The following is a 25,069-nucleotide window of genomic DNA, read 5'->3' as shown; positions in this document are numbered from 1 at the left end:
GCATGGTCTTGTCCCTGTCTCTGCTCGCTAATCCCCTCAGACAACAGGGAATCCTGTGCCTGTGACAGGACCGCAGCGGGTGGAATGAACCCTGCTTACCACCCGCTTGCGTCGTGATGAGAAATGAGCCAAGGGGAGGGGCAAATGGAATCGGTGAGTGGCTTATTGGAGCAGCATGGAGCGTGGGTGTTATTCGGTGGGGTGCTGGCCGAGCAACTCGGGTTGCCGTTTCCGGCATTGCCGCTGCTGGTCGCGGCCGGTGTGCTGGTGGGGACCGGCCACCTCTCCTGGTCGGGCGCCCTGGTCGCCGCGCTCTCAGCCACGCTATTGGCGGATGTCATCTGGTTTTTCGCCGGGCGGTGGCGCGGGCGGCCCGTGCTCACGCTGTTGTGCCGGATCGCCTTGGAGCCGGACGCCTGCGTGCGGCGGACGGAAGACGTGTTTCGCAGGCATGGCGTGCAGTCCTTGCTGGTGGCGAAGTTCATCCCGGGTTTGAGCACGATCGCCCCACCGTTGGCCGGGATCGTGGGACTGGGGCTCCCCTTGTTCCTGCTCTACGATGCGCTGGGCGCTGTCGCGTGGGCCGGGTCGGGATTGGGTTTCGGCCTGCTCTTCAGCGGACAGGTAGAGCAAGCCCTGGCCTATTCGGAACAGGTAGTCCCTGCGCTCCTGCTCGCTGCGGGTATCCTATTGCCGGCCTACATCGGTTGGAAGGCCTGGCATGTTCGCCGGCAACTTCAGGCGGTTCAGAGGATGACGGTGGCGGAACTGCTGGACAAACTGTCGGCCCCCGAGCCCCCGCTGCTCATTGATGTGCGACCACGACCGACCGTCGAGGCAGAGCCTGGGATTCCCGACGCTTTGCACATGTCCTTGGATGAATTGGCGCATCGGCATGGAGAGCTACCCCGCTCACGCGATCTGGTGCTGTATTGTGCCTGCCCGGCTGATGCCGCGAGTGCGCAAGGAGTCTTGCTGTTGCGACGCAAAGGATTCTCGCGAGTGTGGCCGCTTGCCGGTGGTCTCGATGCCTGGCGGGCGAGCCGGGACGGGATGGAGCCGGTGGGATTAATGCAGGTGAACAGGCTGGCGATCTGACGGCGGGAGACGATCCCGCGTCAGCCATGCAGGGAGGGCCACCATGGAATTCAGAATACCTACGGCAGAACAGGCGCATTGGGGATTACGCGCCATGAAAACGGTCGCACTGGCGGACGGCGCGCTCGATGAATCTGAACGGCATATGCTGGAGGCGGTGCAGCGGGCGTTCGGCACCAACTTTCAAGTGGACGGGCTCGACACGATTGCGCCGGAGGAATTGTCGGTAGGGTTGCCCGACCAGCAGATCCGGAACCAGCTGGTGAACGGGCTCATCGTGATGTCGTTGATCGATCAGGAGGTGAATCCCGTAGAGTCCGAGTTGGTCGAGCGGTTTGCATCGGCGCTTCAGGTCACTGTTCCTGAGGTGGGCAATCTACGCCATGTGGTGAAGCGGGAGATGTTTCACTTACGCCTCGATCTGGTCCGGCGCTTCTGGTTGCGCGAGAAGGTGGCGGAGATTTGGAATCAGGAAGGGTTGCGAGGGTTGGCGAAATTTGTCGGCGGGCTGGCCGGAACCTACGAGAACGCCGAATTGGCGGCCCGGTACCAAGCATTGGCGGAGTATCCTGCGGGATCGCTGGGGCGGAGTTATTGGGATTATTGCCGCAGCAACGGGTTCGCGCTCCCGGGCGAGCGGAACGGCGCTCCCGAGGCGATTCTCTTCCATGATTGCGCCCACATCCTTTCCGGGTATGGCACGGATCCGCATGGAGAAGTGCAAGTCGCCTGTTTCAGCGCGGGCTTTCAGCGGCGCGATCCGTTTCTCTTCGTGTTTTTTGTGCTGTTGCAGTTCCATTTGGGGATTCGCATGACCCCGATCACCAAGGCTCGCACGGGATTCTTCGATCCGGAATTAGCCTTGATTGCCATACGGCGCGGCGCGGCCATGACCGTGGATCTCAATCATGGGTGGGACTATTGGCCGGTCATGCGGGAACCGGTTGAAGTGCTTCGGCAGCGGTACAACATTGTGCCGATGGAGGCATTTTGCCATCAGTCCGATGTGGCTGGTACTCAGAGGGCCAAGCGATGACCGTGCCGTTATTTCGGCAGGTGCCGACGGAAAGGCAGCCGGCATTCGGCACAGGTTCCAATCGAAGCCTGGTCTCGAGGAGATGTGGCGTGAATTGTCTCGAAGTGGCCGTGGGTTAGCTGAAGCGGCGGAGATGGGCCCGACAGGAATGCCGTTTGCTGTGTACCGGGTAGCATGGTTCGGTAAGCGACATGAGTGAGTCGCCTGGTTCATCTGTATCGGTGGGAGGAATGGTCATGAATCGTCGTGGGTGGATTGGATCGTCGCTGCTGATGCTGACGGTGATCGGAGTCGGGGTGGGGTTGGGGGTGTGGAAATACGGCAGCATCCAGGACCAAGCCGCCGCATCAGCCAACCAGCCGGAGCCGATGGAAGTCGTCACCCTTGCGGTGGCGAAGGCGGTGGATCACCACCAAACGTCCACCTCGATCGGGACGGTATTGGCCCTCCGCTCCATTACTTTGCGCAATGAATTAGCCGGGACCGTGAGTCAGGTGCGGTTCACTCCGGGCCAGGTTGTCGAGGCCGGCACGGTCTTGGTTGCGCTCGATGTGTCAGTGGAGGAAGCCGACCTTCGAGCACAGCAGGCCCAAGCGGTGTTGGCGCGCACGGTCCTCGACCGGCGTCGAGCGCTGACTCAGGACCTGGCTGCGGCACAGGAAGAGGTCGACCGTGCCAGGGCGGATCTTGATGTCGCGCAGGCTCAAATCGCCCGCACGAAAGCCTTGATCGCCCGCAAGACCATTCGCGCACCGTTTCGTGCCCGGGTCGGCCTGGCCGATGTCCATCCCGGACAGTATCTGAATGAAGGCACGCAACTGACGACCCTGCAGGGCATTGATGATGCCGTGCATGTCGACTTTGCGGTGCCGCAGCATGTGGCGGCCGGGTTGCGGCACGGTGATCTGGTGGATGTGTATCCGGCCGGTGAGGCTTCGGCTGTTCAAGCCAAGATCGTGGCGCTGGACGCCCGTATCGATCCCGCGACGCGCAATGCCATGGTCCGCGCCAGGATCGATCGGTCTCCCGCGATGCCTGTGCCCGGCGCCGCGGTGCGAATCAAGGTGCGGGTGGGGGCGCCACGTAGCGCAGTGGCCATTCCGGTCAATGCGTTGCGGAAGGGGCCAGGCGGTGACCAGGTGTTCGTGATCGGGCCTGACGGACAGGGCAAACCACGCGCGCACCTCCGTCAAGTGGAGAGCGGCGCCATGTCGGGGGATGACATCATCGTGTATGCAGGATTGGCCGCCGGCGAGCAGGTGGCGGCCTCGGGTGCGTTCAAATTACGTGACAGTGTGCTCGTCGTGGCCGCCGGCGATCCCGTCGCCACGTCCGATTCCACCCGTTCGCCGGAACAACCGTGAGTCAGAGAGGCTCGACCATGCGTTCGTTTACCGATGTCTTCATCAAGCACCCGGTGTTGGCCGTGGTGATCAACCTGGTCATCGTGCTCGTCGGCTGGCGCGCACTGACCACGCTCCCGGTGCAGCAATATCCCAAGATCGAAAGCTCGTCGATCATCATCACCACGGTCTATTACGGGGCCAGTGCCGAGACGGTGCGGGGGTTTCTGACCACGCCGATCGAACGGGTGGTGTCGGCCATCAGCGGCGTCGACTATTTGGAGTCCACCAGCCGTGCCGGGATGAGTACCGTGACGGTTCATCTGAAGCTCAATCATAGCAGCACGGCGGCGCTGGCCGAAGTGACGGCGCGGCTTCAACAGGTCCGGTCGGAGCTGCCGTCTGAGGCGGAGCCACCTGCGGTCGAGGTGCAACGGGCGGATCGTCCCTATGCCTCGTTTTATCTGAGCTTCACGTCACCGGAGCGCACCGTCCCGGCCTTGACCGACTGGCTGCTGCGGTCGCTCCAGCCGCAATTCGCCACCCTGACCGGTGTGCAACGCGTGACCATCGAAGGCGGGCGCCAGATCGCCATGCGTGTCTGGATCGATCCGGACCGTCTCGCGGCGTACAACCTCTCGCCCGGCGACGTGCAAGCGGCGTTGCGGCGGAACAACTACCTGGCTGCCGTCGGTCGGACGAAGGGCAACCTCGTGCAGGTCAATCTCCTGGCAAACACGGATCTGCGGAGTACTGAAGAGTTCGAAGACCTCATCGTCACGGATCGCGGCGGGGCCATCGTGCGGCTGAGAGATGTCGCGCGAGTGGAGAACGGGGCTGAGGAAGCCGAGATGGTCGCCAAGTACAACCGCACGGAAGGGGTGTATCTCGGCATCTGGCCACTGGTGGGTTCGAATGAGATCGAGGTCGCCCACCGGCTGCGGGAGGAGATGGACCGGATTCGTCCCACCCTGCCGAAGGACATCGATATGCAGTTGGTGTGGGACGGCACCATGTTCATGCGGAGCGCCTTGGCGGAAATCACCAAGACGCTCGGTGAAACGATTCTGATCGTGGCCACGGTGGTCTTTCTGTTCATGGGTTCGGTGCGGACGGCCTTGGTGCCGCTGGTGGCCATGCCGGTGTCGTTGGTCGGCGCGGCGATCTTCATGTATGCGTTCGGCTTCAGCCTGAATCTGTTGACGATTCTCGCCATTGTGTTGTCGGTGGGCTTGGTGGTGGACGATGCCATCGTGGTCGTGGAGAACGTCGAGCGGCACGTGCGCGAAGGAAAGTCCCGCATGCAGGCCGCGTTGCTGGGGTCGCGCGAGCTCGTCGGCCCCATTATCGCCATGACGATCACGCTGGCCGCTGTCTACGCTCCGATCGGGTTTCAAGGAGGCCTGACCGGGTCGTTGTTCTTGGAGTTTGCGATGACGCTGGCCGCCGCCGTGGTCCTGTCCGGCGTGGTGGCGATCACGCTTTCGCCGGTGATGAGTTCGTACTTTGTCCATCCTGAAGGCAAGGAAGGGCGATTGACCAAGTTGGTGAATCGGGTCTTCGATGCCACGCGCGCGGGGTACGGTCGCTTGCTTGACGGTGCGTTGGAGATGCGTTGGACGATCGTCGTCGCGGCCTTGTTGGTGATGCTGGCCGCCTGGCCGCTGTACCAGTTCTCGCGGCAGGAGTTGGCGCCGGTGGAAGATCAGAGTCACATCAGCCTGTTTCTCGAAGCGGCGCCGGATTCGACGGTGGCCGCCACGAATCGGGATTCCTTGAAGGTCATCGAGGCGCTTCGAGCGTTTCCCGAGGCGCGCTTTACCTGGTCGCTGACGTCATCCTGGGGCGGGTTCGGCGGATTGGTGGCGAAAGATTGGCGCGAACGGACACGTTCAACCGAGCTGATGTACGGCGAGGTGTATGGCGCCGTGTCGCAAATCCCCGGGCTGCGGGTGTTCCCGCGGCTCGATCCGCCGCTGCCGACGCCAGGACAGTATGATGTCGAACTGATCCTGGAAAGTCAGTTGCCTGCCGAGCAGTTGCTGGAAACCACAGGGGCCGTGCTGGGGGCCGGTTGGCAGAGCGGAAAATTCCTTTACGTCGATACGGACCTCAAGATCGATTTGCCCGAGGCTCGGGTCGTGATCGATCGGGAACGGCTGGCCGACTTAGGATTCGATCTGGCCCGTGTCGGTCAGGAGTTGGGCACGTTGCTCGGCGGCGCCTATGTGAACCGGTTCAATTTCTATGACCGGAGCTACAAGGTCATCCCGCAGATCGGCGACAAGGATCGGGCGACACTCGACCCGCTGCTTGACTTGAAGATCAAGACGCCCGGCGGGCAGTTGGTCCCGGTCTCGACGTTTACGCGCATTGAGACCAGCACGGCTCCACGAACCTTGAATCGTTTTCAGCAACGCAATGCAGTTCGCATCTTCGGCGGCGTGAAACCGGGAGTAACGAAGGACGAAGCGTTGCGCGTGCTGGAAACAGCTGCCGCGGCCGCCGCCGGTTCTCGCGCGACGCTTGATTATGCCGGCGAATCGCGCCAGATCAGGCATGAGGGGTCGGCGCTGATCGTGACGCTGGGCTTTGCAGTCGTGCTGATTTATCTGGTGCTCGCCGCGCAGTTCAAGAGTTTTCGCGATCCGCTGATTGTGCTGCTGGGCTCGGTGCCGTTGGCCATCTCCGGGGCGCTGGTGTTCAGTTTTTTGGATCTGACCACGATCAACATCTATTCGCAAGTCGGCTTGATTACGCTGGTGGGGTTGATCGCGAAGAACGGCATTCTCATCGTGGAATTCGCAAACACGTTGCAAGCGCGCGGCCTGTCCAAGACGGCAGCATTGCGTGAAGCGGCCATGACGAGACTGCGGCCGGTGTTGATGACCTCGGCGGCGACGGTGTTCGGCCATCTGCCGTTGGTGTTGGTGTCGGGGCCAGGTGCGGCGGCGCGGAACAGTATCGGGATGGTCCTGGTCACAGGCATGACGGTCGGGACGCTGTTTACGCTGTTTGTCGTGCCGGTGTTCTATTCGTTGATCGCGACGCGACATCAGCCGGTGGAGGAGCTTGAAGCCGCGGAGGAGCCTAGCTTGCAGCTTGCCGGTGCAAAGGGGTGAATGGAGAACCATGCTGAAGATTACGTCGGAGCAGACAGGAGATTCCGCTCGTCTGACCCTGGAGGGAAGTTTGAGCGGGCCTTGGGTGACGGAACTGGAACGGGTGTGGCAAACCGTGCGGCAATCCGGGATGTTCGCCCCCGTCGTGGAATTGGTCGGCATCACGTTCATTTCGGAGGAGGGCAAGGCCCTGTTGGCCAGGATGTGGCGGGAAGGCGCGGCCTTGATCGCCCATGGCTGCTGCACCAGGCACATCGTGGGTGAAATCACCGGGACGGGACCGGTCGGGGCGTCCGGCCAGTGTGATCCCGCATAGGATTGGTAGATCATGCGTATTGTCGCCTTCATCATCGGGCTCGTTGTGTTGACCGGCTGTGCGGTCGGCCCCGACTACTCACGTCCGGACCTGCAGGTGCCGAACGGTTTTCGAATGGCGGTCTCGGCTCAGGAAACGGAGTCCTTCGCCAATCTTCCCTGGTGGGACCTGTTGCAGGATGAGGAACTGCGCCGCCTCATTCGCATCGCACTCGCGGAGAACAAGGACCTGCAGCGGGCGGTGGCGTCCGTCGAGGAATTCCAATCGCGCCTGTTCATTTCAAAAATGGATTTTGCCCCGAAGGCCGATGTCACGGCCAATGCGCCCTCCTTCGGTCGCAAGGCGAACTTTCTATTTCCAGGGTTCCCCAATCCATTCAACTACTATCTGCAGGGAAATTTGTCCTGGGAGATGGATATCTGGGGACGGGTTCGCCGCTCGAATGAAGCCGCGAGGGGAGACCTGTTAGCCAGGGAAGAAGCCCGGCGCGCGGTGGTGCTGCAACTCGTGAGTGGTGTGGCGGAGGCCTATTTTGAGTTGCTGCAGTTCGATATGCAGCTCGGCGTCGCACAACGCACGCTGAAGTCCTGGGAGGAATCGGTCCGGATTGCCGAGGCCCGATTGCGGCAGGGCATGATTTCGCGCATCGACGCGGATCAATTCGAGGCGGAACGGGCCAACGCTGCGGCTCGGGCGGCGGAGTTGACCAGACAGATGGTACAGAAGGAGAACCAGCTGAGCCTTTTGCTTGGGCGGCCGCCGGGGCAGGTGGCGCGGGGACGTTCCCTGACGGAGCAGGTGTTGCCGCCGGAAGTCCCTGCGGGGCTTCCATCGGAATTACTCCAGCGCCGACCGGACCTGGTACAGGCCGAACAGGAGTTGGCTGCGGCCACGGCAAGGATCGGTGTGGCCAAGGCGGATCGATTTCCGAAGCTGAGTATCACGGGCATTCTTGGTGTGGCCAGTCCGCAATTGTCACGACTGGTTGCCAACGAGACGGCGTTCGGAGTCGTCGGGCCGGGTGTGGCGGGGCCGTTGCTGAATGCGCAAATTCTTGGCTTTCAGCAGGATGCAGCCGAGGCCCAGAGCCGGGAGGTGCTGGCGCGATACGAACAGGCGGTGCTGGTCGCGTTTCGTGAAGTGGAGGATGCCCTGGTCGCGGTGCGTACGGCGCGGGAACAGCGGGACGCGCAGGCGCAACAGGTCGACGCCTTACGGTCGGCCTTGCGGCTGGCGAATCTTCGCTACAAGGGCGGGCTGGCCAATTACCTTGATGTGCTGGTTGCGCAACGCAATTTGTTTGAGGCGGAACTGGCTCTGACCGGCACCCACCGGTTGCAACTGGTGTCCGTGGTTCAACTCTACAAAGCGCTGGGTGGCGGATGGTCACCGCTGGACATGGCGCAACAGCAGCCGGGACAGGCGCCGAGAACGCGAGGACCAGCAGTCCCAGCGACCGGTGCGGTACCACCTGGTCGTGGATGACCGGCTCGTTGGTCCGGCTGCCTCCTCCCAGCCTTTCGCCTCGTTGGATCATCCTTCTCGCTTCCCCGTCTGGAACGTTGACAGTCTGCCCATCAGGCAGTAGGGTCTGTCGCTGATGAAGGGGCGAGCGAACCGGTCATGAGACCAGCGAGTCGAGCGTACGACGGAAGCCAAGGGATGGCAGAGGCAGACAAGGAACGGCCGGGACCCATCACGACCTTGCTGGCAGAGGATCACCGACGACTGGACGGGCTGTTGTGCTCGTCGGCAGCCACTGCCGATCAGATTGATCAGACAACCTACGATCAATTTCGCGCAGGACTGCTCAGGCACATCGGCATGGAAGAAAAGCTGTTGTTGCCTGCGGTGCAGCGCTGGCGTGGCGGGGCCCCGTTGCCGGTGGCGGCAAAGCTACGGCTCGACCATGGTGCGCTGGCGACTTTGCTCATGCCCACCCCGACGCCTCAGATCCTGGCGACGATTCGCCGGATCCTCTCGGACCACAATCGATTGGAAGAAGGTCCCGAGGGACTCTACTCCCTCTGCGACCAGTTGCCGACTGCAGAGATGGAACCGCTGCTGGCTGCCCTGCAGGCCGCGCCGCTTCCGATCGTCATGCGGCATTCCGACAGCCCGGCGGTGAGGAAAACCCTAGAGGGTGCGTTGGCTCGGGCGGGGTATCGCCTGGAACCGATCGCTGCGCTTGACGTGATTGAGCCACGATGACAGTGCGGAAGGGGCCGACACGATGACGATCCGCCACCCGCGACGGCTCCCGCTGCTCGCACTCGGCATGATGGCCTTGCTGACGGGGGTCTGGGCCGGACTCGCCCGTCTCGGCTGGAATGTTCCGCTCCCTCGTCCGGACTTCTCGTCTTTGCATGGGCCGCTGATGGTCTCAGGCTTTCTCGGGACATTGATCAGTCTGGAGCGCGCGGTGGCTCTCGGCCAACCTTGGGCCTATGCGGCGCCGCTACTCACTGGTCTTGGCGCTCTGGTCTTGGTCGCAGGCGGTCCACTGGTCGCGGCACAACTGTTGATGCTGGGCGGCAGTGCAGGTCTGGTTGTGATCTTCGCGGCCATCATCCGTCGGCATCCGGCACTGTACACATCGACGATGGGCGTTGGTGCCGTCGTGTGGCTGTTAGGCAATCTGCTCTGGTTTCTCGGTCGGCCCGTCTTTCTGGTCGTCTTCTGGTGGGCGGCCTTTCTACTCATCACCATTGCCGGTGAACGGTTGGAGCTGGCCCGGTTGCAGCAGGTGCCGAGAGGGGCTCAGGCGGTGTTTCTGTTCCTGGTGGGACTTCTTCTGAGTGGGCTGCTCCTGTTGGAAGGGTCGTTCGACGCCGGGGTTCGTCTGGCCGGTGCGGGGTTTATCGGCCTGGCCCTGTGGTTAGGTCGTCATGACATTGCCAGGAGAACGGTCCGGCAAACCGGGCTGACGCGCTTCATCGCCGTCTGCCTGCTCAGTGGCTACGCCTGGTTAGGCATAAGCGGGTTGGCGGCCTTGATCTATGGCGGTGTGCCGGTGGGCCCACAGTACGACGTCATCTTGCACGCGTTTTTTCTGGGCTTCGTGTTCGCGATGATCTTTGCCCATGCGCCGATCATCTTTCCGTCGGTGCTCGGCGCGCGGATGGCGTATCGTCCGTTGTTTTATGCGCATGTGGTGCTGTTGCACACGACGTTGCTGATGCGGCTGGCCGGTGACGCGGCCGGGTGGGGTGCGGGACGTCAGATCGGCGGGTTGCTGAATGCCGTCACGCTGGTGCTGTTTCTTGCGAATACGGTCACGGCGTTGGGGAGCCTGCCGGAGCGGCCCGGTACCACGACTCGCGCGCCGACCTGATGCGGACGATGGTGAAAGATGGTGAAAATGGTGTCGTGCCCAGCACAAGGGAGCGTTGGATGACCACAGAGAAGTACGGAACAGGAGCAGACCCTCGGGTGACGGAGGCCCTGCGTCAAGTGGTGGATCCCGAGTTGGGGATCAACATTGTCGACCTGGGGTTGGTCTATGGCAGCGAGGTGCGTGATGGTCAGGTGCATGTCACCATGACGATGACCACCCCTGCCTGCCCGATGGAAGAGCTATTGATGGAGATGGTGCATTCGGCGATCTTGCGCGAGTTGTCTGAGGCGCGCTCGGTCGACGTCGATCTGGTATGGGACCCACCTTGGAAGCCGGACATGATGAGCCAGGCAGCGAAGGCCCAACTCGGCCGGACATGAGGCGAATCCCGTGACTGCGGGCAGGGACCCGGCTGTACCTGTCCGCGAGGGGCCTTGTCATGAGCGAGGAGTCACCCACATCTCTCCGTGCGGTGGTCGAGGAGCTGTACCGGACCCAGTCGCGGCAGGTCCTCGCCACGCTGATCCGTCTGCTCGGCGATTTCGACGCGGCGGAAGAAGCGCTGCACGAAGCCTTTACTGTGGCTGTGGAGCAGTGGGAGCGGGAGGGGATTCCCGCGAATCCACGGGCCTGGCTCGTGTCCACCGGCCGCTTTAAAGCCATTGATGGCATGCGCCGCCGCGCTCGCTTCGACGCATCCCTGGAAGAACTCGCCCGTCAACTTGAAACCGCTTCGGTCAGCCTCGATGCCGAGTTGTTCGACGGACAATCGGTGGAGGACGACCGGCTGCGGCTGATCTTTACCTGCTGCCATCCCGCCCTGACGCCGGAGGCGCAGATCGCCATGACCATGCGGGAAGTCTGCGGGCTGACGACCGAAGAAATCGCGCGGGCATTTTTGACCAAACCGGCGACCATCGCGCAACGAATTGTCCGGGCCAAGGCCAAGATTCGTGATGCCCACATCCCCTATGAAGTGCCGCCACAAGAGGAGTTGCCCGGGCGAGTGGACGCGGTCCTGCGCGTCGTCTACCTCGTGTTCAACGAAGGCTATTCCGCCTCGTCCGGGGACGCCGTCACCCGCCATGATCTGTCCGGAGAAGCCATTCGTCTCGCTCGTGTCCTCGTGCAACTCCTCCCAGACCCGGAAACGATCGGATTGCTGGCGCTCCTGCTGTTGCAGGATTCGCGGCGCGACGCGCGCGTCTCGGAATCCGGTGACGTGATTCTGCTCGAAGATCAGGATCGAACACGTTGGAACAGGGATTACATCACGGAGGGGGCGGCACTCGTGCAGCGGGCTTTCTCGATGGGGGAGGTCGGCCCCTATGCGATTCAATCGGCGATCGCCTCTATCCATGCGCAGGCGGCCAGCGCGGCTGCGACCGACTGGTGCCGCATCGTCGATCTCTACGATTTGCTGCTCAAAGCTGAACCATCGCCGGTGGTGGAACTGAATCGTGCGGTCGCCGTTGCGATGCTTCATGGACCGGAAGCGGGGCTGAGGTTGATCGATGATCTGTTTGCGAGGGGGGAGCTGAAGACCTATCACCTGGCCCATGCGGCGCACGCGGACCTCTGTCGCCGGTTGGGACGGACCGAAGAAGCGATTCGTGCATATAAGCAGGCGCTCAGCCTCACCCAGCAGGAGCCAGAACGGCGATTTCTTGAGCGCCGGCTGCTGGAAGTCTCTGGCCAGGGCTCCTAAGCAGGCGATCGCTTGCCTAACCAGTTGAACAATCGAGGAATCAGGTGGTGTATCGAAAAATAATCGAGCCTTGTCGATTTTGGACGAAGTCGACGACTATCTTGTGAACCGGGCGAGCGGGCTCAGGGGAATCACGAGTCGACTATCGGAGGGGGAGGATGCCATGGCGAAGATGACACGCTCGCAAACGGCCAAGACGGGCACGATGCCGGCGACGCATGTACCCGGGGTAGGGCATCACCGATTATGTGGCGGTCCTTTCGATCAGTCAGTCAGTCGGTCGGCCGGTTGGGCGGAGGCGAAGGCGCAGCTACTCGGCGGCTCGATGTGCAAACCGAAGACTGAGGTGCCGGGCATGGGCTCCTTCGCCATTTGCGGGGACATGGAAGGCAATGTGTTTGGGCTGTGGGAGCCGCTGCAACGTAACACCTAGGACGGTCTCCAGGTGTTATCCGGAAGAGGGAGGATAGGATGAAATACCTCTGTTTGGTCTACATGGAAGAAAAGCACCTGCACGCGATGCCGCAGGCCGAGCGCGTCGCGTTGTCCGACGAGTCGATGGCCTATTGCGAGGCTCTGACTAAGCAGGGTGAGATGTTGTCTGCCTCGCCATTGCATCCGGTGGAAATGGCCACGACGGTTCGGGTCCGCAACGGGAAGGTGACGACCACCGACGGGCCCTTCGCCGAAACAAAGGAACAATTGGCCGGTTATCTGTTGATCGATGTTCGAGACCTGAACGATGCGTTGCGTGTGGCGGCGAAGTTTCCCGGCGCGCGGTACGGCAGCATCGAAGTCCGGCCTATCAAAGAAGGCGGTTGCGCCTAATCACTGGTCGGCCTCACGACACATGGAGCTTACGATGAAATTCATCCTGTTGGTGCATCACGATGAAACGGCGTTTGAGACATTCAGCGAGGAAAAGAAACGTTCGCTACTGTCCGACTCCATCGGCCTCTGTCATCAGTTGGATACACAGGGCCAGTACGTTCATGCTTCTCCGGTCCACCCGGCGGCAAGCGCAACCTTAGTCAGGGTGCGAGACGGCAAGCCCATCGTCACGGACGGGCCGTTCATCGAAACACGAGAACAGATGGCGGGGTACTTCTTGATTGACGCGAAGGATCGCGAGGAAGCGGTGGCCATCGCCGCCCGGGTGCCTGGAGCCACCATCGGGACGGTCGAAGTCCGGCCGGTGCGGGAGGTGGAGGGGTTGCCATAAGACGGGAAGCGTGAAGAACTGCTCGCTTACCGCCTCACGCGAGGTACGAGTTCGTAGAGGAAGGAGTCAGATATGAGTCGAGTACGAGTCTTGGTGGGGACGAAGAAGGGCGGGTTCATCTTGTCATCGGATGGGTCCCGAACGCAGTGGGAAGTGCAGGGGCCATTGTGGGGCGGATGGGAAATCTATCACCTGACCGGCTCGCCTGCCGATCCCAATCGGCTGTACGCCTCGCAGACGAGCAGCTGGTTCGGGCAGGTGATCCAGCGATCAGATGACGGAGGGAAGACCTGGAACCCTCCCGGTACGAAGCCGGAAGATCTCGTGGGGCCGGACGGCATGCCGAAGGGCGAGAGCAACATGTTTCTCTACGACCAGTCCGCGGAAACCGGCAAGCCGTTGACGACCCACCAGCATTACGACGGCACGCAACGTCCCTGGGAATTCAAACGCGTCTGGCATTTGGAGCCCTCGCCGACGGAACCGGACACGGTGTTTGCCGGTGTCGAGGACGCGGCCCTGTTCAAATCGACGGACGGCGGACGGACCTGGAAGGAGCTAGCAGGATTACGTAGCGCAAAGGGGAAACTGTGGCAACCAGGCGCCGGTGGCATGTGTCTTCACACGGTCCTGCTGGATCAGCGGCAACCGAACCGCATGTTCGTGGCCATCTCGGCAGCCGGCACATTTCGGACTGAGGATGGGGGCCAGACCTGGCGGCCCACGAATAAGGGGTTGTTGTCCCAATACGAGTTGCCGGATCCGGATGCGGAGGTCGGCCATTGCGTGCACCGCATCACCATGCACCCTTCTCGCCCCAACGTGTTATTCATGCAGAAACATTGGGATGTCATGCGGAGCGATGACGGTGGCGACTCCTGGCATGAGATCAGCGGCAATCTACCGACCGATTTCGGCTTTCCCATCACGGTCCATGCGCACGAACCGGAGACGATCTACGTCGTGCCGATCAAGAGCGACTCCGAACATTATCCGCCGGACGGGAAGCTGCGGGTCTATCGCAGTCGGACCGGAGGACACGAATGGGAAGCGCTGACCAAGGGGTTGCCCCAGGAACATTGCTACGTGAACATTTTGCGAGATGCCATGGCGGTCGATATCTGCGATCCCTGCGGGATTTATTTCGGTACGACCGGTGGGCAAGTCTATGCGTCGGCCGACGGGGGCGACAGCTGGACGGCGATTGTGAGCAATTTGCCGGGGGTCCTCTCCGTAGAGGTACAGGTGTTGTCGTGAAGCGTGAAGAAAACCCCCTCGCAGCTTTCTATTTGCGAGATACGAACGATGCTTCACGAACGACGTGACCGCAAGCGACACGTTACGAGATACGCAGCAGAGGAGCGCGAATGGCTGATGGCAAATGGCCAGCGAGGAGTAAGAGCTTATAGCCGATCGCGTATAGCACGGAACGCTGATGGCTGATCGCTGAAAGCTGTTCGCTATTCGTGCGAGCGACGCGTTACGAGACACGAACGACGTCTGGAGGCGACCAATGGTACGCGTGATCTTGCCGCAACATTTGCGAACGCTGGCCAAGGTTGACGGTGAAGTGTCGCTGGAGGTGGTTGGGCCAGTGACGCAGGGTGCCGTGCTTGATGCGCTGGAGGCGCGGTATCCTGTGCTGCGGGGCACAATTCGTGACCATGCCAGCAAGCGCCGACGGCCGTTCATTCGATTCTTCGCCTGCGAAGAAGACTTTTCGCACGAGCCGGCTGACGCGTTGTTACCTGAGGCTGTTGCCACGGGCAACGAGGCGTTGCTGATTGTCGGCGCGATGGCGGGGGGATAGCAGGTTGTTGAACATGGCTGTCAGCCCTGTTCTCAGTCGCGACGTTCCGACGTACCCAGAGGGTACGGCTCATTGGCATGGCTCGCCGTGGACCTGCTGAGCAGCCGTTTGAACAGCCTGCATCGTTGCTCCGTATCTCGTTGGTCAGGGGAGGTGAGGCCCTGGTTTAAAAATCCCAGGCATAGGAAGACTTGAGACAGAGAAGGAGGCCAGTGATGAAATTTATGATTCTGGTCAAGGCGACAAGGAATTCCGAGGCAGGGTTGATGCCGAGCCAGGAATTGCTCACCGCGATGATGCAATACAATCAAGCGTTGGTCGACGCCGGTATCATGCTGGCGGGCGAAGGGTTGCATCCGAGCAGCAGGGGCGCCCGTGTCCGATTCTCCGGTTCCAAGCGAGTCGTGACAAGCGGCCCCTTCGCCGAAACGAACGAGGTCGTGGCCGGATACTGGTTGTGGCAATGCCGCTCAATGGAGGAAGCGATCGAATGGGTGAAGCGCTGCCCCAATCCCATGCCCGGCGAGGATTCCGACATCGAGATTCGTCCGCTGTTCGAAGCAGAGGATTTCGGAACGGAGTTCACGCCCGAACTCAGGCAGCAAGAAGAACGGATGCGTGACCAGATTGACGCGCGCCGTTAGCCGGAATGTCGGCGGGCGAGAGTTTCAAAACAGGAGGCCGGTATGATCAGCAAGATTTTCGTGAATCTACCCGTGAAGGACCTGGAGAAGTCCATGTCCTTCTTCAGGACGGTCGGATTTTCTTTCAACCCACAGTTCACCGATGCGACCGCGGCCTGTATGGTCATCAATGAGGATATCTTCGCGATGCTGTTGACTCACGGCAAGGTCAAGGAGTTTACGAACAAGCAGATCGCCGATGCTCACAAGACCACCGAAGTGCTCACCGCTCTGGCCGTCGATAGCAAGGCGACGGTGAATGCCATGGCGGACAAGGCGCTCCAAGCCGGAGGCAAAGAGGCCTACCAGCCTAAGGACCATGGGTTCATGTTCGTCCGGAGTTTCGAAGACCCGGATGGACACATTTGGGAGCTGTTCTGGATGGATCCTGCTCACGTACAGGCGCAATAGCCAGTCTGGAGAGCGTTCCTAAAGGAGAAAGGGGCCATGGCTAGGAATTGCCCCGAGATAAAGGCGCGACGTCATTCCAGTGGAATTCGCACTGGCCGGTTACTCGTACCGAGCGTTGAACGCGGGTACAAACGATGAATGTTCGCGACGTGCATCATGCAGGAAAGCCAGACCGATGCGACCGGCTTTCGGTAAACACATCGGCGGTCAGGTGGGCCGCCGCTTACCATAAGGAGGTTTCCATGCGACGTTCATATGCCACGATGCTGTGCCTGTGTGCCGTGTTGGTAGCGGTTCCTGCCCTGGCCAAAGAGCAGAAGGCCGGAAAGAAGATGGACGAACAGGCGATGATGGAGCTCTGGAAGCAGATGGCCACGCCGGGGGAACAGCACAAGTTACTGGCCGGGCTGGCCGGCAGTTGGACGACGAAGACCAAGGAATGGATGGAGCCCGGTAAGCCGGCGATGGAATCGGACGGGACCGCAGAAATCAAAACTCTGATGGACGGCCGGTTCATTTACCAGGAGTATCACGGGCAGATGATGGGGCAGCCTTTCTCCGGCATCGGCATCGACGGGTACGACAATATGAAAAAGAAGTATGTCACCGCCTGGATGGATAGTATGGGCACGGGCATCTTTATCATGGAAGGCACCGCAGGCGGCGACGGCAAGACGATCACCCTGAAGGGCTCGCACCCGGAGCCGGGCGGAGGACAGATGCACCATCGCGCGGTCTGGAAGATCGTCGACAACAATAACCAGGTCTTCGAGATGTACGGTGCGCATCACGGCCAGAAGGAATCGAAGGTGCTGGAAATCGTCTACAGCAGGAAACCGTAAGACCTTGTCGGCCCTGGGCGACCAACAGCGCGGTGATTGACCATACCCAAACCGATGGTCACGTCCGATCAGGACGGTCGCGGACCGGTAGACCTGTTCGGGCCGGCTGGTTGGCGGCTGCTCGACTTCGCGGTGACGAAATGTCTGATGAGGCATAGATCATTGACCGGCAAAGGAGGACACCATGCAACGTGTGATCGGATCGCTCATGATGGCGCTCATGCTGACCACCCTGAGTGGGTGCAGCTACCTGTTTTATCCGCGTGCCGGCGACTACGCGGTGCAGGCGAAGGGGGGCAACGGGGTAGAGACCATGGCGAATCTGACCAGCATGATGGAGGCGACCGCATCGAAAGCAAAGGGCGGCAAGGGTGTCGATTCGGCCTTTGACGATCTCCACAATCAATTCCATGCTCTGGATGATTCGTTTTGTGGGGTGACGGATGCGCAAAGCAAGACTCCGGCGTATGCGCTGGCGGTGACGCACAAGAAGGAGCTCGGTGCGATTTTCCGGCGGCTCTGGAAGTTTAAGGATGATCAGCCTCAGCGCGATCAGCACTTGGATCTACTGATGGCCGAGTTGAAGGAACTGCGCGAGACGCTCCACGCCATCAAGTAGGTTCCGCCGAGGGATGACGGTGGCGGAGAAGGCTTGTTGTCTCATCGTGAAGGGACGGCTGTCCTTCCGCCTCCGTCTCCCGCGATGCCTTGGCCTCACCGCAGCACCTCTTCCATTCGCCAGCCGCTGTGCCAGTGCGACACACCCGGGTCGTGTTTCCGCGCGCCTGATGTGACGTGGGCGGAGCGACCCAACAGGCTGTGACTCCGTTGCTTACCTGGCAGCCAACCAGTAAGATGGACTCGCGTTCATATGAGCACGCCCACCAATTGAGATTTTTTATGGAGTACGCATGATCAGGCGACTGCGATGGTCCGCTCTAGCGCCGATGTTGTGCGGGTGGTTCGCGTTGGCACTTGTGCCTGGTTGCAAGCAGGAGGCCGGTTCCGCTCCGCCACTTCAGGTGCCGGAGGTGGGGGTCGTGGTCGCGACCGCTCAGGATGTGCCTGACGAGCCAGAGTTCATCGGCCAGGCAGAGTCGTCGCGTCCCGTGGAAATTCGATCCCAGGTCACCGGCATTTTGAAACAGTGGTTTTTTAAGGAAGGGCGCGACGTCAAAAAGGGCGATCGGCTTTATCAAATCGATCCTGTTCCGTTCCACGCCGCGATGCTGAGTGCCAAGGCCAAAGTGGCGCAATCGGAAGCCCGGTTGGTGCAGGCCAAGCAGAATCTGGCGCGCGTGAAGCCGCTGTTAGCGGAGCAGGCGGTGAGTACGAAAGACGTGGATGACGCGGTGGCCGAAGAGTTGGCGGCCAAGGCCGCTCTGGAAGGGGCCAAAGCCGAACTCGTCAAAGCCAAATTCGATCTCGACAATACGCTGATCATCGCGCCGATCAATGGGATGATCGAACGGACTCGTGTGTATGAAGGCCGATTGGTGTCGGCGCAAACGGATCTGTTGACCATGATCCATCAAGTCGATCCCATGTATGTCATCGTGAGTGCGCCGGAGAGTTTTTTGCTGAAACGGAAGCGCGATACCGATGCCAAACGGATTCAGCATCCCGGCGTGTACCAGTTGCGCGGCGTGCTGACGTTTGTCGACGGCACCACGTACCAGCATGAAGGGGTCTTGGATCTGCTCGATGTGGGATTGAAAACCGATACGGGCTCACGACAGGCACGGGTGGTATTTCCCAACCCGGATCGGGTGTTGCTGCCGGGGCAGTTCGTGCGGGTACGGTTCAAGGGCACGCTCAAGACCGGGGCGATTCTGGTGCCGCAACGTGCGGTACAACAGGGCGCCAAGGGCTCCATCGTATTTGTGGTGGGCAAGGACGATAAGGTCGAGATGCGGGAGATTGTGGCGACCAGTTGGCAGGGCAACCAATGGATTGTGGAGGAGGGATTGCATGTCGGCGATCGCATCATTGTGGAGGGCCTGCATAAAATAGCGCCCGGGGCTCCGGTGAAGCCCGTACCGGTTCCCGCCGCCGGCGCAGCGACCGTTCCGACTGCCGCCCCGACGCAGCCGGAGAGCGCCTCGTGATTTCACATTTCTTTATCGACCGCCCGATTTTCGCTTCGGTCTTGTCGATCGTCATCATGGTGCTCGGCTTGGTCGCTTTACAGGCATTGCCGGTCGCCCAATTTCCAGAAATCACCCCACCGGTCGTTCAGATCGAAGCCGACTACCCCGGCGCCAATGCGGAAATCGTGGCTGATTCGGTGGCGCGCCCCATTGAGGTGCAACTGCCCGGTATCGACAATCTGCTCTACTACGATTCGACCAGTACGAACGACGGACATATGTCGATCAAGTTGACCTTTGAGATCGGCACGGATGTCGATATCGCGCAGGTGCAAACGCAGAACCGCGTGAAACTTGCGGAGCCGCAGTTGCCGCCCGAGGTCGTCCGGCAGGGCATCAGTATCAACAAGGTGTCGCCGGACCTGTTGGCCGTCGTCGCGTTGAGTTCGACCGATCCGACGCACGACACAGTCTATCTCTCCAATTATGCGATTCTGCGCGTCCTCGACAACCTGAAGCGCCTCCGAGGCGTGGGCAACGCGGTGGTATTCGGTTCACAGAACTACTCCATGCGGCTGATTCTGGATCCGATCCGCATGGCTCAGCTCAGTTTGACACCGACGGATATCGCCAATGTCGTGCGTGAACAAAACCGGGATTTTCCTGCGGGCACCATCGGCCGGGAGCCGGCATTGAAGGGGACGGAGCTCACGATCCCCGTCATCACTCAAGGCCGGCTGACTGAAGTCAAAGATTTCGAGGAGATGATCGTTCGCGCGATGCCGAACGGATCGATGGTCCGGCTGAAGGATGTCGCGCGTGTGGAGTTGGGAGCGCAATCCTACACCCTCGAAGGCCGTTGGAACGGTCAGCCGAACGTGTTCTTGCTCACCTTTCTCTCCCCCGGGGCCAATGCGCTGGAAACCGTGAAACGAGTGCGGGCGGAGTTGTCAGAGGTGTCCAAGGGGTTTCCGACCGGCGTCTCGTATGACATTCCCTATGACACCACTCGCTTTATCGATGTCTCCATCAAAGAAGTGGTCAAGACGTTGGCCGAAGCGATGGTCCTGGTCATCCTCGTGGTCTATCTGTTTTTGCAGAGCTGGCGGGCGACGTTGATTCCAGGCGTAGCGGTACCGGTGTCTCTGATCGGGACGTTCGCCGGCATGCAGGCGCTCGGCTTTTCGATCAATACCCTCACCCTGTTCGGTATGGTGCTGGCGATCGGTATCGTGGTGGACGACGCGATCGTCGTCGTAGAGAATTGCGAACGGCACATGACGCAAGGCAAGCTGTCGGCAAAGAATGCTGCCAAGCGGGCGATGGAAGAAGTGACGGGGCCGGTGATCGCCATTGTATTGGTGTTGTGCGCCGTGTTCGTCCCAGTCGGATTTCTGGGCGGGATCACTGGAGAACTCTACAAGCAGTTTGCCATCACCATTTCCATCGCTGTCATCATCTCCGGCTTCGTCGCGCTGACCTTGAGCCCCGCGTTGTGCGCGCTGGTGCTCAAGCCGGGCGAGGAATCTCATCGCGGATTGTTCGGCCGGTTCAACCGGATCTTCGCCTGGATGCAGGGGCGATATACCTCGACCGTCACCCTGACTCTGTCGCGGCGGCTGCTCTCGATGGCGCTCTTCGGCGTTCTGCTCGTGGGCGTGTTCATGCTGTTCAAAATCACGCCGAACAGCTTTTTGCCGGAGGAAGATCAGGGGTATTTCATCACGATCGTGCAACTTCCCGACGGGGCGTCGAAGCAACGTACGGATGCCGTGTTGAGCAAGATCGAAAGCTATTTCCTCGCGAGTCCTGCGATTCATTCGACGGATGCACTCTCGGGGCAAAACTTCGTATTCAACACTCGAGGGTCCAATGCCGCGACGATGTTTGTGCCGCTCAAACACTGGGATGAACGGACGGCGCCGCAACACCACGTCAAATCGCTGATCGGGGCCGCGTATGGGGAATTTGCCAAGATTCCAGAAGCATTGATTCTTGCCTTCAACGCCCCGTCGATCCGGGGGCTGGGCGCCACGGGCGGGTTTTCGGTGCAGCTCCAAGATCCGAGCGGAGGTGATTTTAATAAGTTCTCCGCGGTGGCTCAGGAGTTCGTGTCCAAGGCCAGGCAGAATCCGGCGATCGGCGCCATCGGGACCAGCTTTCGCGTAAGCGCCCCGAGGATTTTCGCCAAGGTGAACCGTGAACGCGCCAAGGCGTTAGGCGTGCCGATTTCCGAAGTGTTCGACACGTTGCAGGCCTATTTCGGGAATCTCTACATCAACGATTTTGTCAAATTCGGCCGGGTATTTCGGGTGCAGACCGAGGCGGAAGCGCAGTATCGGTCAACGCCGGACGATATTTCCAAGATTTATGTGCGGGCGGTCGGTGCGCAGGGACCCACGATGATTCCCTTGGATACGGTGGTGAGTACGGAGTTCAGCAGCGGTCCCGATCCCGTGACGCATTTCAACGGATACAACACGGCGCTGGTCCTTGGCGCCGCCGCGCCGGGAGTCAGTTCGGGGCAGGTGTTGGATGCGCTCGATACGTTGGCGAAAGAGGTCTTGGTGCCGAAGGGGTATGGCATCGACTGGAGCGGCATTTCCTATCAAGAGCGAATGGTCGGGAACCAGTCCTTCTACGCCTTCGGGTTTGGATTGTTGATGGTGTTCCTAGTGCTGGCTGCCCAATATGAGAGCTGGGTAGTGCCGTTTGCAGTCATTCTGGCAGTCCCTATCGGATTGTTCGGCGCGCTGAGTGCGGTGTGGCTCAAGGGGATGACGAATGATATCTATTTCCAGATCGGCCTGGTGACGTTGATCGGACTCTCGGCCAAGAATGCAATCCTGATCGTGGAGTTTGCGAACAAACGGTATGAGGAAGGGCATCCGTTGTTGGATGCGACGATCGAGGCGGCGAAACTGCGCTTCCGCCCGATCGTGATGACGTCGATGGCGTTTATTTTGGGGGTGGTGCCGCTGGTGGTCGCGACTGGAGCGGGTGCCGCCAGTCGTAACTCGATCGGCACGGGCGTGTTTGGCGGCATGGTGGCTGCGACGTTTTTGGCCATTTTCTTTGTGCCGTTGTTCTTTGTCTTGATCCGCTCGTTGAGTAGCCGTGGAACGAATCCTGGCTCTCCGTCTTCACCGCAAATGCACGATGGACCGGAAAAGGAGCGCGACTATCAGCATGCGTAGATTGGCGTTGGTGCTGGGTGCAGGGTTATTGGCCGGGTGTGCCGTCGGTCCGGATTTCACCAGACCTGAGGCGACGACGCCGGATGCCTTCCGTATGGCGGAGTCGGGTGGCGATGTGGCGTCGATTGCCAATACGCCCTGGTGGGAATTGCTCAAGGATCAGGAGCTGCAGAAGCTCATTCGCACAGCACTGGAGGAAAACAAAGATTTGAAACGTGCGGCGGCGGCCGTAGAGGAGTTTCAGGCTCGCATATTTGTTGCGAGGACCGACTTCGCCCCGCAGATGAACGTGACCGCCAATGCCCCGCTGTTTGGCCGCAAGACCAATTTTCTCTTTCCGGGATTTCCCAACCCCTTCAACTACTACCTGCAAGGAAATCTTTCATGGGAGATCGATATTTGGGGCCGCATCCGGAGGTCGAATGAAGCGGCTCGTGGAGACTTGCTTGCGCGTGAGGAAAATCGACGAGCCATCGTGCTCCAGTTGGTGAGCGGTGTGGCGGAGGCCTATTTCGATCTGTTGCAGTTCGACATGCAACTCGACATTGCCCGGCGTACGCTCAAGTCTTGGGAGGAGTCGGTTAGGATCGCTCAGGCACGTCTGCGGCAGGGGATGATCTCAAAGCTCGACGCAGACCAATTTGAAGCCGAACGGGCCAATGCCGCGGCAAAGGCGGCGGAGTTTGAGCGACAGAAAGTGCAGAAGGAGAACCAACTGAGTGTATTGCTGGGCCGGAATCCCGGACGGATTGCCCGCGGGCACTCGTTAACGGATCAAGTGATGCCTCCTGATGTTCCGCCTGGGCTTCCTTCCGAGCTCCTCCAGCGGCGCCCTGATATTTTGCAGGCAGAGCAGGACCTTGCTGCCGCAACGGCTCGTATCGGAATGGCCAAAGCCGACCGGTTCCCGAAGCTGAGCATCACCGGAATTTTGGGGGTAGCCAGTCCGCACCTTTCGCGCCTCGTGGCCAATGAAACCGCCTTTGGGGTGGCTGGGCCAGGGCTGGCCGGACCACTCTTAAACGCGCAGATTCTGGGTTTTCAACAGGAAGCTGCCGAAGCCCAAGCCAGGCAGGCTGTGGCGCAGTATGAGCAGGCCGTGTTGGTGGCGTTTAAGGAGGTCGAAGATTCGCTGGTCGCGGTCCGGACGGTTCGCGAGCAACGGACAGCGCAATTGCAACAAGTCGACGCACTCAGGTCGGCCCTGAGTTTGGCGAATCTCCGGTACAAAGGAGGATTGGCAAATTATCTGGATGTCTTGATTGCTCAGCGCAATTTGTTTGAAGCTGAACTCGCTCTTATGGGAACTCATCGATTGCATCTAGTGTCGATCATTCAGTTGTATAAGGCACTCGGGGGAGGCTGGTCGCCCGAGGGCCAGACGCCGGTTGAGCTGTCACGGCCGGTATCGGACATTCGTAACGAGACTCGATAGGCAAGCTGCATATCTCCACTCTCCCGCAATTTCTCCCGCACGTTGTCGGCTCGTGTTCTCGGGTGTCCCGTTATCACAGAGGGTTGCGATGTCAGTCGCACTGCTCGCTGAGGCTACCGGACCGGTGGTTTGTGCAGACCGTCGACTCTTTTGTGTCGATGAAAGGGTGCGGGAGGCGTGAGCATCATGGACAGGGTTCCGCCAAGGGCGACCATGAGGATGACTGTAATGCCGCTGTGAATCCAGGAGGCAGTGCTTTGCAGTCGCAATGCGACGTTGAGGAGGTTGCAGGTCCAGAGGGTTGCCGCTACCCAGGCGAGATGCTCGACCCGGTCTGAATTGACCCGGATTCCAGATGCCAAAAAGCCAAGCGCTCCCGAGAGTAGGTTCGCCAAGTAGGCGGTCCACGGACTGCTTTGAAGTGTTACTCCGATCGAGGCCATGCCGATCCCGGCTGCAAAGGTCAGCCCATACACAATCCCTGCGTCTCGTAGAATCGCCCAGGGCCGAGAGGTCATTTCAGGGGGTCCTGCTGGATTTCGTTAACCGGATGAGGTGTTTCCAACTGCTTGAGGATAAAAAAGAGGAGAGTCTGTGGGATACCATCAGGCCGTTGAGCTTGCGAACCTACACGCTGGGCTGTTTTGGGTCGGGAACTTGTCACTGAAACCTCCTTGTATATGCAGGAGCAAGCCGTTGACAGAACAGTGGGCGATCCACCTGCGTGCTGGATGATCGCCTGTCTGTGCTGATGTGGGTGGAGTCGTTGAACACCGAGTTATCCCGTTACGGCCTTTTTTTCTGAGTGGAGATGGGTGAAGGGGATGCAGTGCGCGACGATTTTCGATCGTGCATCCAACGGCTCAATCGTCTGGACAAGGCGTAGACCAGGTTATCGATTGCAAGTACCACGGCACCGATTATGAATAGCCCTAGGATGAGGGCCAGCTCTACATCAATTGACATGGTAGTCGTTCCACAAATTCGGTGATGACATGGTTGTGAGACCTCACCAGGCCGTTCGCGGTTGCCCTAGGCCGCCAGCTGGTCGAGACCGTCGGTGCTTAACGGGAGGCTTTCAGCGTTCGCACGCTGGGCGATGGCGGTCGATGCACCCATCTGCGTTTCCTTGGCCAGCCGGTTTTGCTGCAACACACGTTCATAAATATTTCCGCAGTTCATGCAGCGCCATGCTTTGAGCCACATTGGGCCGGATGAATCCTCCATATCCAACAAAAAGTCTTCGATCATGCATCCTTCGCAGCGAGAACAGTTCGTCATAGGTTCCTCCGTTGTTCAGTGCCTACGTGTAAGCTTAGATTCCGATGCTTCTGCCCGGTAGACCGGAACGAAGTACCTCCTTGGAGGGACCCTGCTCAGGGCGGCTCCGAGCTGCCACGACTGTTTCCTTCCTTTCCG

The 25,069-nt window shown here is 60.2% G+C and carries 24 protein-coding genes; 22 read left to right on the top strand and 2 right to left on the bottom strand.

What is annotated here, in order from left to right; all coding sequences use genetic code 11:
* Positions 1 to 144 precede the first annotated feature (144 nt).
* The 22 genes from KJA79_RS12605 (at position 145) to KJA79_RS12500 (ending at position 23,650) form a co-directional block, all read left to right on the top strand.
* Complete coding sequence (locus tag KJA79_RS12605; protein ID WP_213042405.1) at positions 145 to 1,098, top strand: VTT domain-containing protein; 954 nt, start codon at positions 145 to 147, stop codon at positions 1,096 to 1,098.
* Between the two features lie 43 nt (positions 1,099 to 1,141).
* Positions 1,142 to 2,134 carry a hypothetical protein gene (locus KJA79_RS12600; protein WP_213042404.1) on the top strand — a complete coding sequence of 331 codons (993 nt, stop codon included), beginning with the start codon at positions 1,142 to 1,144 and terminating at the stop codon, positions 2,132 to 2,134.
* 236 nt (positions 2,135 to 2,370) lie between these two features.
* Positions 2,371 to 3,498 (top strand): efflux RND transporter periplasmic adaptor subunit, encoded by a 1,128-nt coding sequence (locus tag KJA79_RS12595; RefSeq protein WP_213042403.1) that lies wholly within the window; start codon positions 2,371 to 2,373, stop codon positions 3,496 to 3,498.
* A gap of 17 nt (positions 3,499 to 3,515) precedes the next feature.
* Entirely contained in the window at positions 3,516 to 6,599 is a 3,084-nt protein-coding gene (locus KJA79_RS12590; protein WP_213042402.1) for an efflux RND transporter permease subunit, read from the top strand.
* Between the two features lie 10 nt (positions 6,600 to 6,609).
* Positions 6,610 to 6,915, top strand: a complete 306-nt coding sequence (locus tag KJA79_RS12585) for a hypothetical protein (protein ID WP_213042401.1) — start codon at positions 6,610 to 6,612, stop codon at positions 6,913 to 6,915.
* Between the two features lie 12 nt (positions 6,916 to 6,927).
* Complete coding sequence (locus KJA79_RS12580; RefSeq protein ID WP_213042400.1) at positions 6,928 to 8,400, top strand: efflux transporter outer membrane subunit; 1,473 nt, start codon at positions 6,928 to 6,930, stop codon at positions 8,398 to 8,400.
* Between the two features lie 177 nt (positions 8,401 to 8,577).
* The gene (locus tag KJA79_RS12575) at positions 8,578 to 9,126 is read left to right on the top strand and encodes a hemerythrin domain-containing protein (protein ID WP_213042399.1); all 549 of its coding nucleotides are present in this window, start codon (positions 8,578 to 8,580) and stop codon (positions 9,124 to 9,126) included.
* Positions 9,127 to 9,148: 22 nt separating this feature from the next.
* A complete protein-coding gene (locus KJA79_RS12570; RefSeq protein WP_213042398.1) occupies positions 9,149 to 10,249 on the top strand; it encodes a hypothetical protein in 1,101 nt (366 codons plus the stop codon).
* A 59-nt stretch (positions 10,250 to 10,308) separates the two neighbouring features.
* Complete coding sequence (locus KJA79_RS12565) at positions 10,309 to 10,632, top strand: metal-sulfur cluster assembly factor (RefSeq protein WP_213042397.1); 324 nt, start codon at positions 10,309 to 10,311, stop codon at positions 10,630 to 10,632.
* A 59-nt stretch (positions 10,633 to 10,691) separates the two neighbouring features.
* Positions 10,692 to 11,960 (top strand): RNA polymerase sigma factor, encoded by a 1,269-nt coding sequence (locus tag KJA79_RS12560; protein WP_213042396.1) that lies wholly within the window; start codon positions 10,692 to 10,694, stop codon positions 11,958 to 11,960.
* A 163-nt stretch (positions 11,961 to 12,123) separates the two neighbouring features.
* Positions 12,124 to 12,393, top strand: coding sequence for a VOC family protein (locus KJA79_RS12555; protein WP_213042395.1), 270 nt, complete (start codon positions 12,124 to 12,126; stop codon positions 12,391 to 12,393).
* Positions 12,394 to 12,431: 38 nt separating this feature from the next.
* Positions 12,432 to 12,788: a YciI family protein gene (locus tag KJA79_RS12550; protein WP_213042394.1), complete on the top strand. Its 357-nt coding sequence runs from the start codon at positions 12,432 to 12,434 to the stop codon at positions 12,786 to 12,788.
* Between the two features lie 34 nt (positions 12,789 to 12,822).
* A complete protein-coding gene (locus tag KJA79_RS12545; protein ID WP_213042393.1) occupies positions 12,823 to 13,182 on the top strand; it encodes a YciI family protein in 360 nt (119 codons plus the stop codon).
* Between the two features lie 72 nt (positions 13,183 to 13,254).
* A complete protein-coding gene (locus tag KJA79_RS12540) occupies positions 13,255 to 14,439 on the top strand; it encodes a WD40/YVTN/BNR-like repeat-containing protein (RefSeq protein ID WP_213042392.1) in 1,185 nt (394 codons plus the stop codon).
* A gap of 256 nt (positions 14,440 to 14,695) precedes the next feature.
* Complete coding sequence (locus KJA79_RS12535) at positions 14,696 to 14,992, top strand: MoaD/ThiS family protein (RefSeq protein WP_213042391.1); 297 nt, start codon at positions 14,696 to 14,698, stop codon at positions 14,990 to 14,992.
* A 215-nt stretch (positions 14,993 to 15,207) separates the two neighbouring features.
* A complete protein-coding gene (locus KJA79_RS12530; RefSeq protein ID WP_213042390.1) occupies positions 15,208 to 15,636 on the top strand; it encodes a YciI family protein in 429 nt (142 codons plus the stop codon).
* 42 nt (positions 15,637 to 15,678) lie between these two features.
* On the top strand, positions 15,679 to 16,086 hold the full coding sequence (locus KJA79_RS12525) for a VOC family protein (protein WP_213042389.1): 408 nt from the start codon (positions 15,679 to 15,681) through the stop codon (positions 16,084 to 16,086).
* A 242-nt stretch (positions 16,087 to 16,328) separates the two neighbouring features.
* On the top strand, positions 16,329 to 16,928 hold the full coding sequence (locus tag KJA79_RS12520) for a DUF1579 domain-containing protein (protein ID WP_213042388.1): 600 nt from the start codon (positions 16,329 to 16,331) through the stop codon (positions 16,926 to 16,928).
* A 184-nt stretch (positions 16,929 to 17,112) separates the two neighbouring features.
* Positions 17,113 to 17,547: a hypothetical protein gene (locus tag KJA79_RS12515; RefSeq protein ID WP_213042387.1), complete on the top strand. Its 435-nt coding sequence runs from the start codon at positions 17,113 to 17,115 to the stop codon at positions 17,545 to 17,547.
* A 292-nt stretch (positions 17,548 to 17,839) separates the two neighbouring features.
* On the top strand, positions 17,840 to 19,036 hold the full coding sequence (locus KJA79_RS12510) for an efflux RND transporter periplasmic adaptor subunit (RefSeq protein ID WP_213042386.1): 1,197 nt from the start codon (positions 17,840 to 17,842) through the stop codon (positions 19,034 to 19,036).
* Positions 19,033 to 22,215, top strand: coding sequence for a multidrug efflux RND transporter permease subunit (locus KJA79_RS12505; protein WP_213042385.1), 3,183 nt, complete (start codon positions 19,033 to 19,035; stop codon positions 22,213 to 22,215). Before KJA79_RS12510 ends, KJA79_RS12505 begins: the two co-directional genes overlap by 4 nt.
* Positions 22,208 to 23,650: an efflux transporter outer membrane subunit gene (locus tag KJA79_RS12500; RefSeq protein ID WP_213042384.1), complete on the top strand. Its 1,443-nt coding sequence runs from the start codon at positions 22,208 to 22,210 to the stop codon at positions 23,648 to 23,650. Before KJA79_RS12505 ends, KJA79_RS12500 begins: the two co-directional genes overlap by 8 nt.
* Before the next feature lie 113 nt (positions 23,651 to 23,763).
* Here KJA79_RS12500 and KJA79_RS12495 read toward each other — a convergent pair whose 3' ends face one another.
* Positions 23,764 to 24,168 (bottom strand): hypothetical protein, encoded by a 405-nt coding sequence (locus KJA79_RS12495; RefSeq protein ID WP_213042383.1) that lies wholly within the window; start codon positions 24,166 to 24,168, stop codon positions 23,764 to 23,766.
* 514 nt (positions 24,169 to 24,682) lie between these two features.
* Positions 24,683 to 24,901, bottom strand: a complete 219-nt coding sequence (locus KJA79_RS12490) for a hypothetical protein (RefSeq protein ID WP_213042382.1) — start codon at positions 24,899 to 24,901, stop codon at positions 24,683 to 24,685.
* Between the last annotated feature and the right edge of the window lie 168 nt (positions 24,902 to 25,069).

Origin of the sequence: Nitrospira defluvii (assembly GCF_905220995.1) — a bacterium.
GTDB lineage: Bacteria > Nitrospirota > Nitrospiria > Nitrospirales > Nitrospiraceae > Nitrospira_A > Nitrospira_A defluvii_C.
Note: the sequence above shows the minus strand (reverse complement) of the source record. Positions and strands in the feature narration are given on the sequence as shown.

Bases quoted from the DNA above. Each gene is read 5' to 3' on its own strand.
- KJA79_RS12600 (WP_213042404.1), top strand. From the start codon at position 1,142: ATGGAATTCAGAATACCTACGGCAGAACAGGCGCATTGGGGATTACGC.
- KJA79_RS12605 (WP_213042405.1), top strand. From the start codon at position 145: ATGGAATCGGTGAGTGGCTTATTGGAGCAGCATGGAGCGTGGGTGTTA.
- KJA79_RS12545 (WP_213042393.1), top strand. From the start codon at position 12,823: ATGAAATTCATCCTGTTGGTGCATCACGATGAAACGGCGTTTGAGACA.
- KJA79_RS12525 (WP_213042389.1), top strand. From the start codon at position 15,679: ATGATCAGCAAGATTTTCGTGAATCTACCCGTGAAGGACCTGGAGAAG.
- KJA79_RS12500 (WP_213042384.1), top strand. From the start codon at position 22,208: ATGCGTAGATTGGCGTTGGTGCTGGGTGCAGGGTTATTGGCCGGGTGT.
- KJA79_RS12495 (WP_213042383.1), bottom strand. From the start codon at position 24,168: ATGACCTCTCGGCCCTGGGCGATTCTACGAGACGCAGGGATTGTGTAT.
- KJA79_RS12580 (WP_213042400.1), top strand. From the start codon at position 6,928: ATGCGTATTGTCGCCTTCATCATCGGGCTCGTTGTGTTGACCGGCTGT.
- KJA79_RS12550 (WP_213042394.1), top strand. From the start codon at position 12,432: ATGAAATACCTCTGTTTGGTCTACATGGAAGAAAAGCACCTGCACGCG.
- KJA79_RS12570 (WP_213042398.1), top strand. From the start codon at position 9,149: ATGACGATCCGCCACCCGCGACGGCTCCCGCTGCTCGCACTCGGCATG.
- KJA79_RS12535 (WP_213042391.1), top strand. From the start codon at position 14,696: ATGGTACGCGTGATCTTGCCGCAACATTTGCGAACGCTGGCCAAGGTT.
- KJA79_RS12560 (WP_213042396.1), top strand. From the start codon at position 10,692: ATGAGCGAGGAGTCACCCACATCTCTCCGTGCGGTGGTCGAGGAGCTG.
- KJA79_RS12510 (WP_213042386.1), top strand. From the start codon at position 17,840: ATGATCAGGCGACTGCGATGGTCCGCTCTAGCGCCGATGTTGTGCGGG.
- KJA79_RS12530 (WP_213042390.1), top strand. From the start codon at position 15,208: ATGAAATTTATGATTCTGGTCAAGGCGACAAGGAATTCCGAGGCAGGG.
- KJA79_RS12595 (WP_213042403.1), top strand. From the start codon at position 2,371: ATGAATCGTCGTGGGTGGATTGGATCGTCGCTGCTGATGCTGACGGTG.
- KJA79_RS12540 (WP_213042392.1), top strand. From the start codon at position 13,255: ATGAGTCGAGTACGAGTCTTGGTGGGGACGAAGAAGGGCGGGTTCATC.
- KJA79_RS12565 (WP_213042397.1), top strand. From the start codon at position 10,309: ATGACCACAGAGAAGTACGGAACAGGAGCAGACCCTCGGGTGACGGAG.
- KJA79_RS12490 (WP_213042382.1), bottom strand. From the start codon at position 24,901: ATGATCGAAGACTTTTTGTTGGATATGGAGGATTCATCCGGCCCAATG.
- KJA79_RS12585 (WP_213042401.1), top strand. From the start codon at position 6,610: ATGCTGAAGATTACGTCGGAGCAGACAGGAGATTCCGCTCGTCTGACC.
- KJA79_RS12520 (WP_213042388.1), top strand. From the start codon at position 16,329: ATGCGACGTTCATATGCCACGATGCTGTGCCTGTGTGCCGTGTTGGTA.
- KJA79_RS12515 (WP_213042387.1), top strand. From the start codon at position 17,113: ATGCAACGTGTGATCGGATCGCTCATGATGGCGCTCATGCTGACCACC.
- KJA79_RS12575 (WP_213042399.1), top strand. From the start codon at position 8,578: ATGGCAGAGGCAGACAAGGAACGGCCGGGACCCATCACGACCTTGCTG.
- KJA79_RS12555 (WP_213042395.1), top strand. From the start codon at position 12,124: ATGGCGAAGATGACACGCTCGCAAACGGCCAAGACGGGCACGATGCCG.
- KJA79_RS12590 (WP_213042402.1), top strand. From the start codon at position 3,516: ATGCGTTCGTTTACCGATGTCTTCATCAAGCACCCGGTGTTGGCCGTG.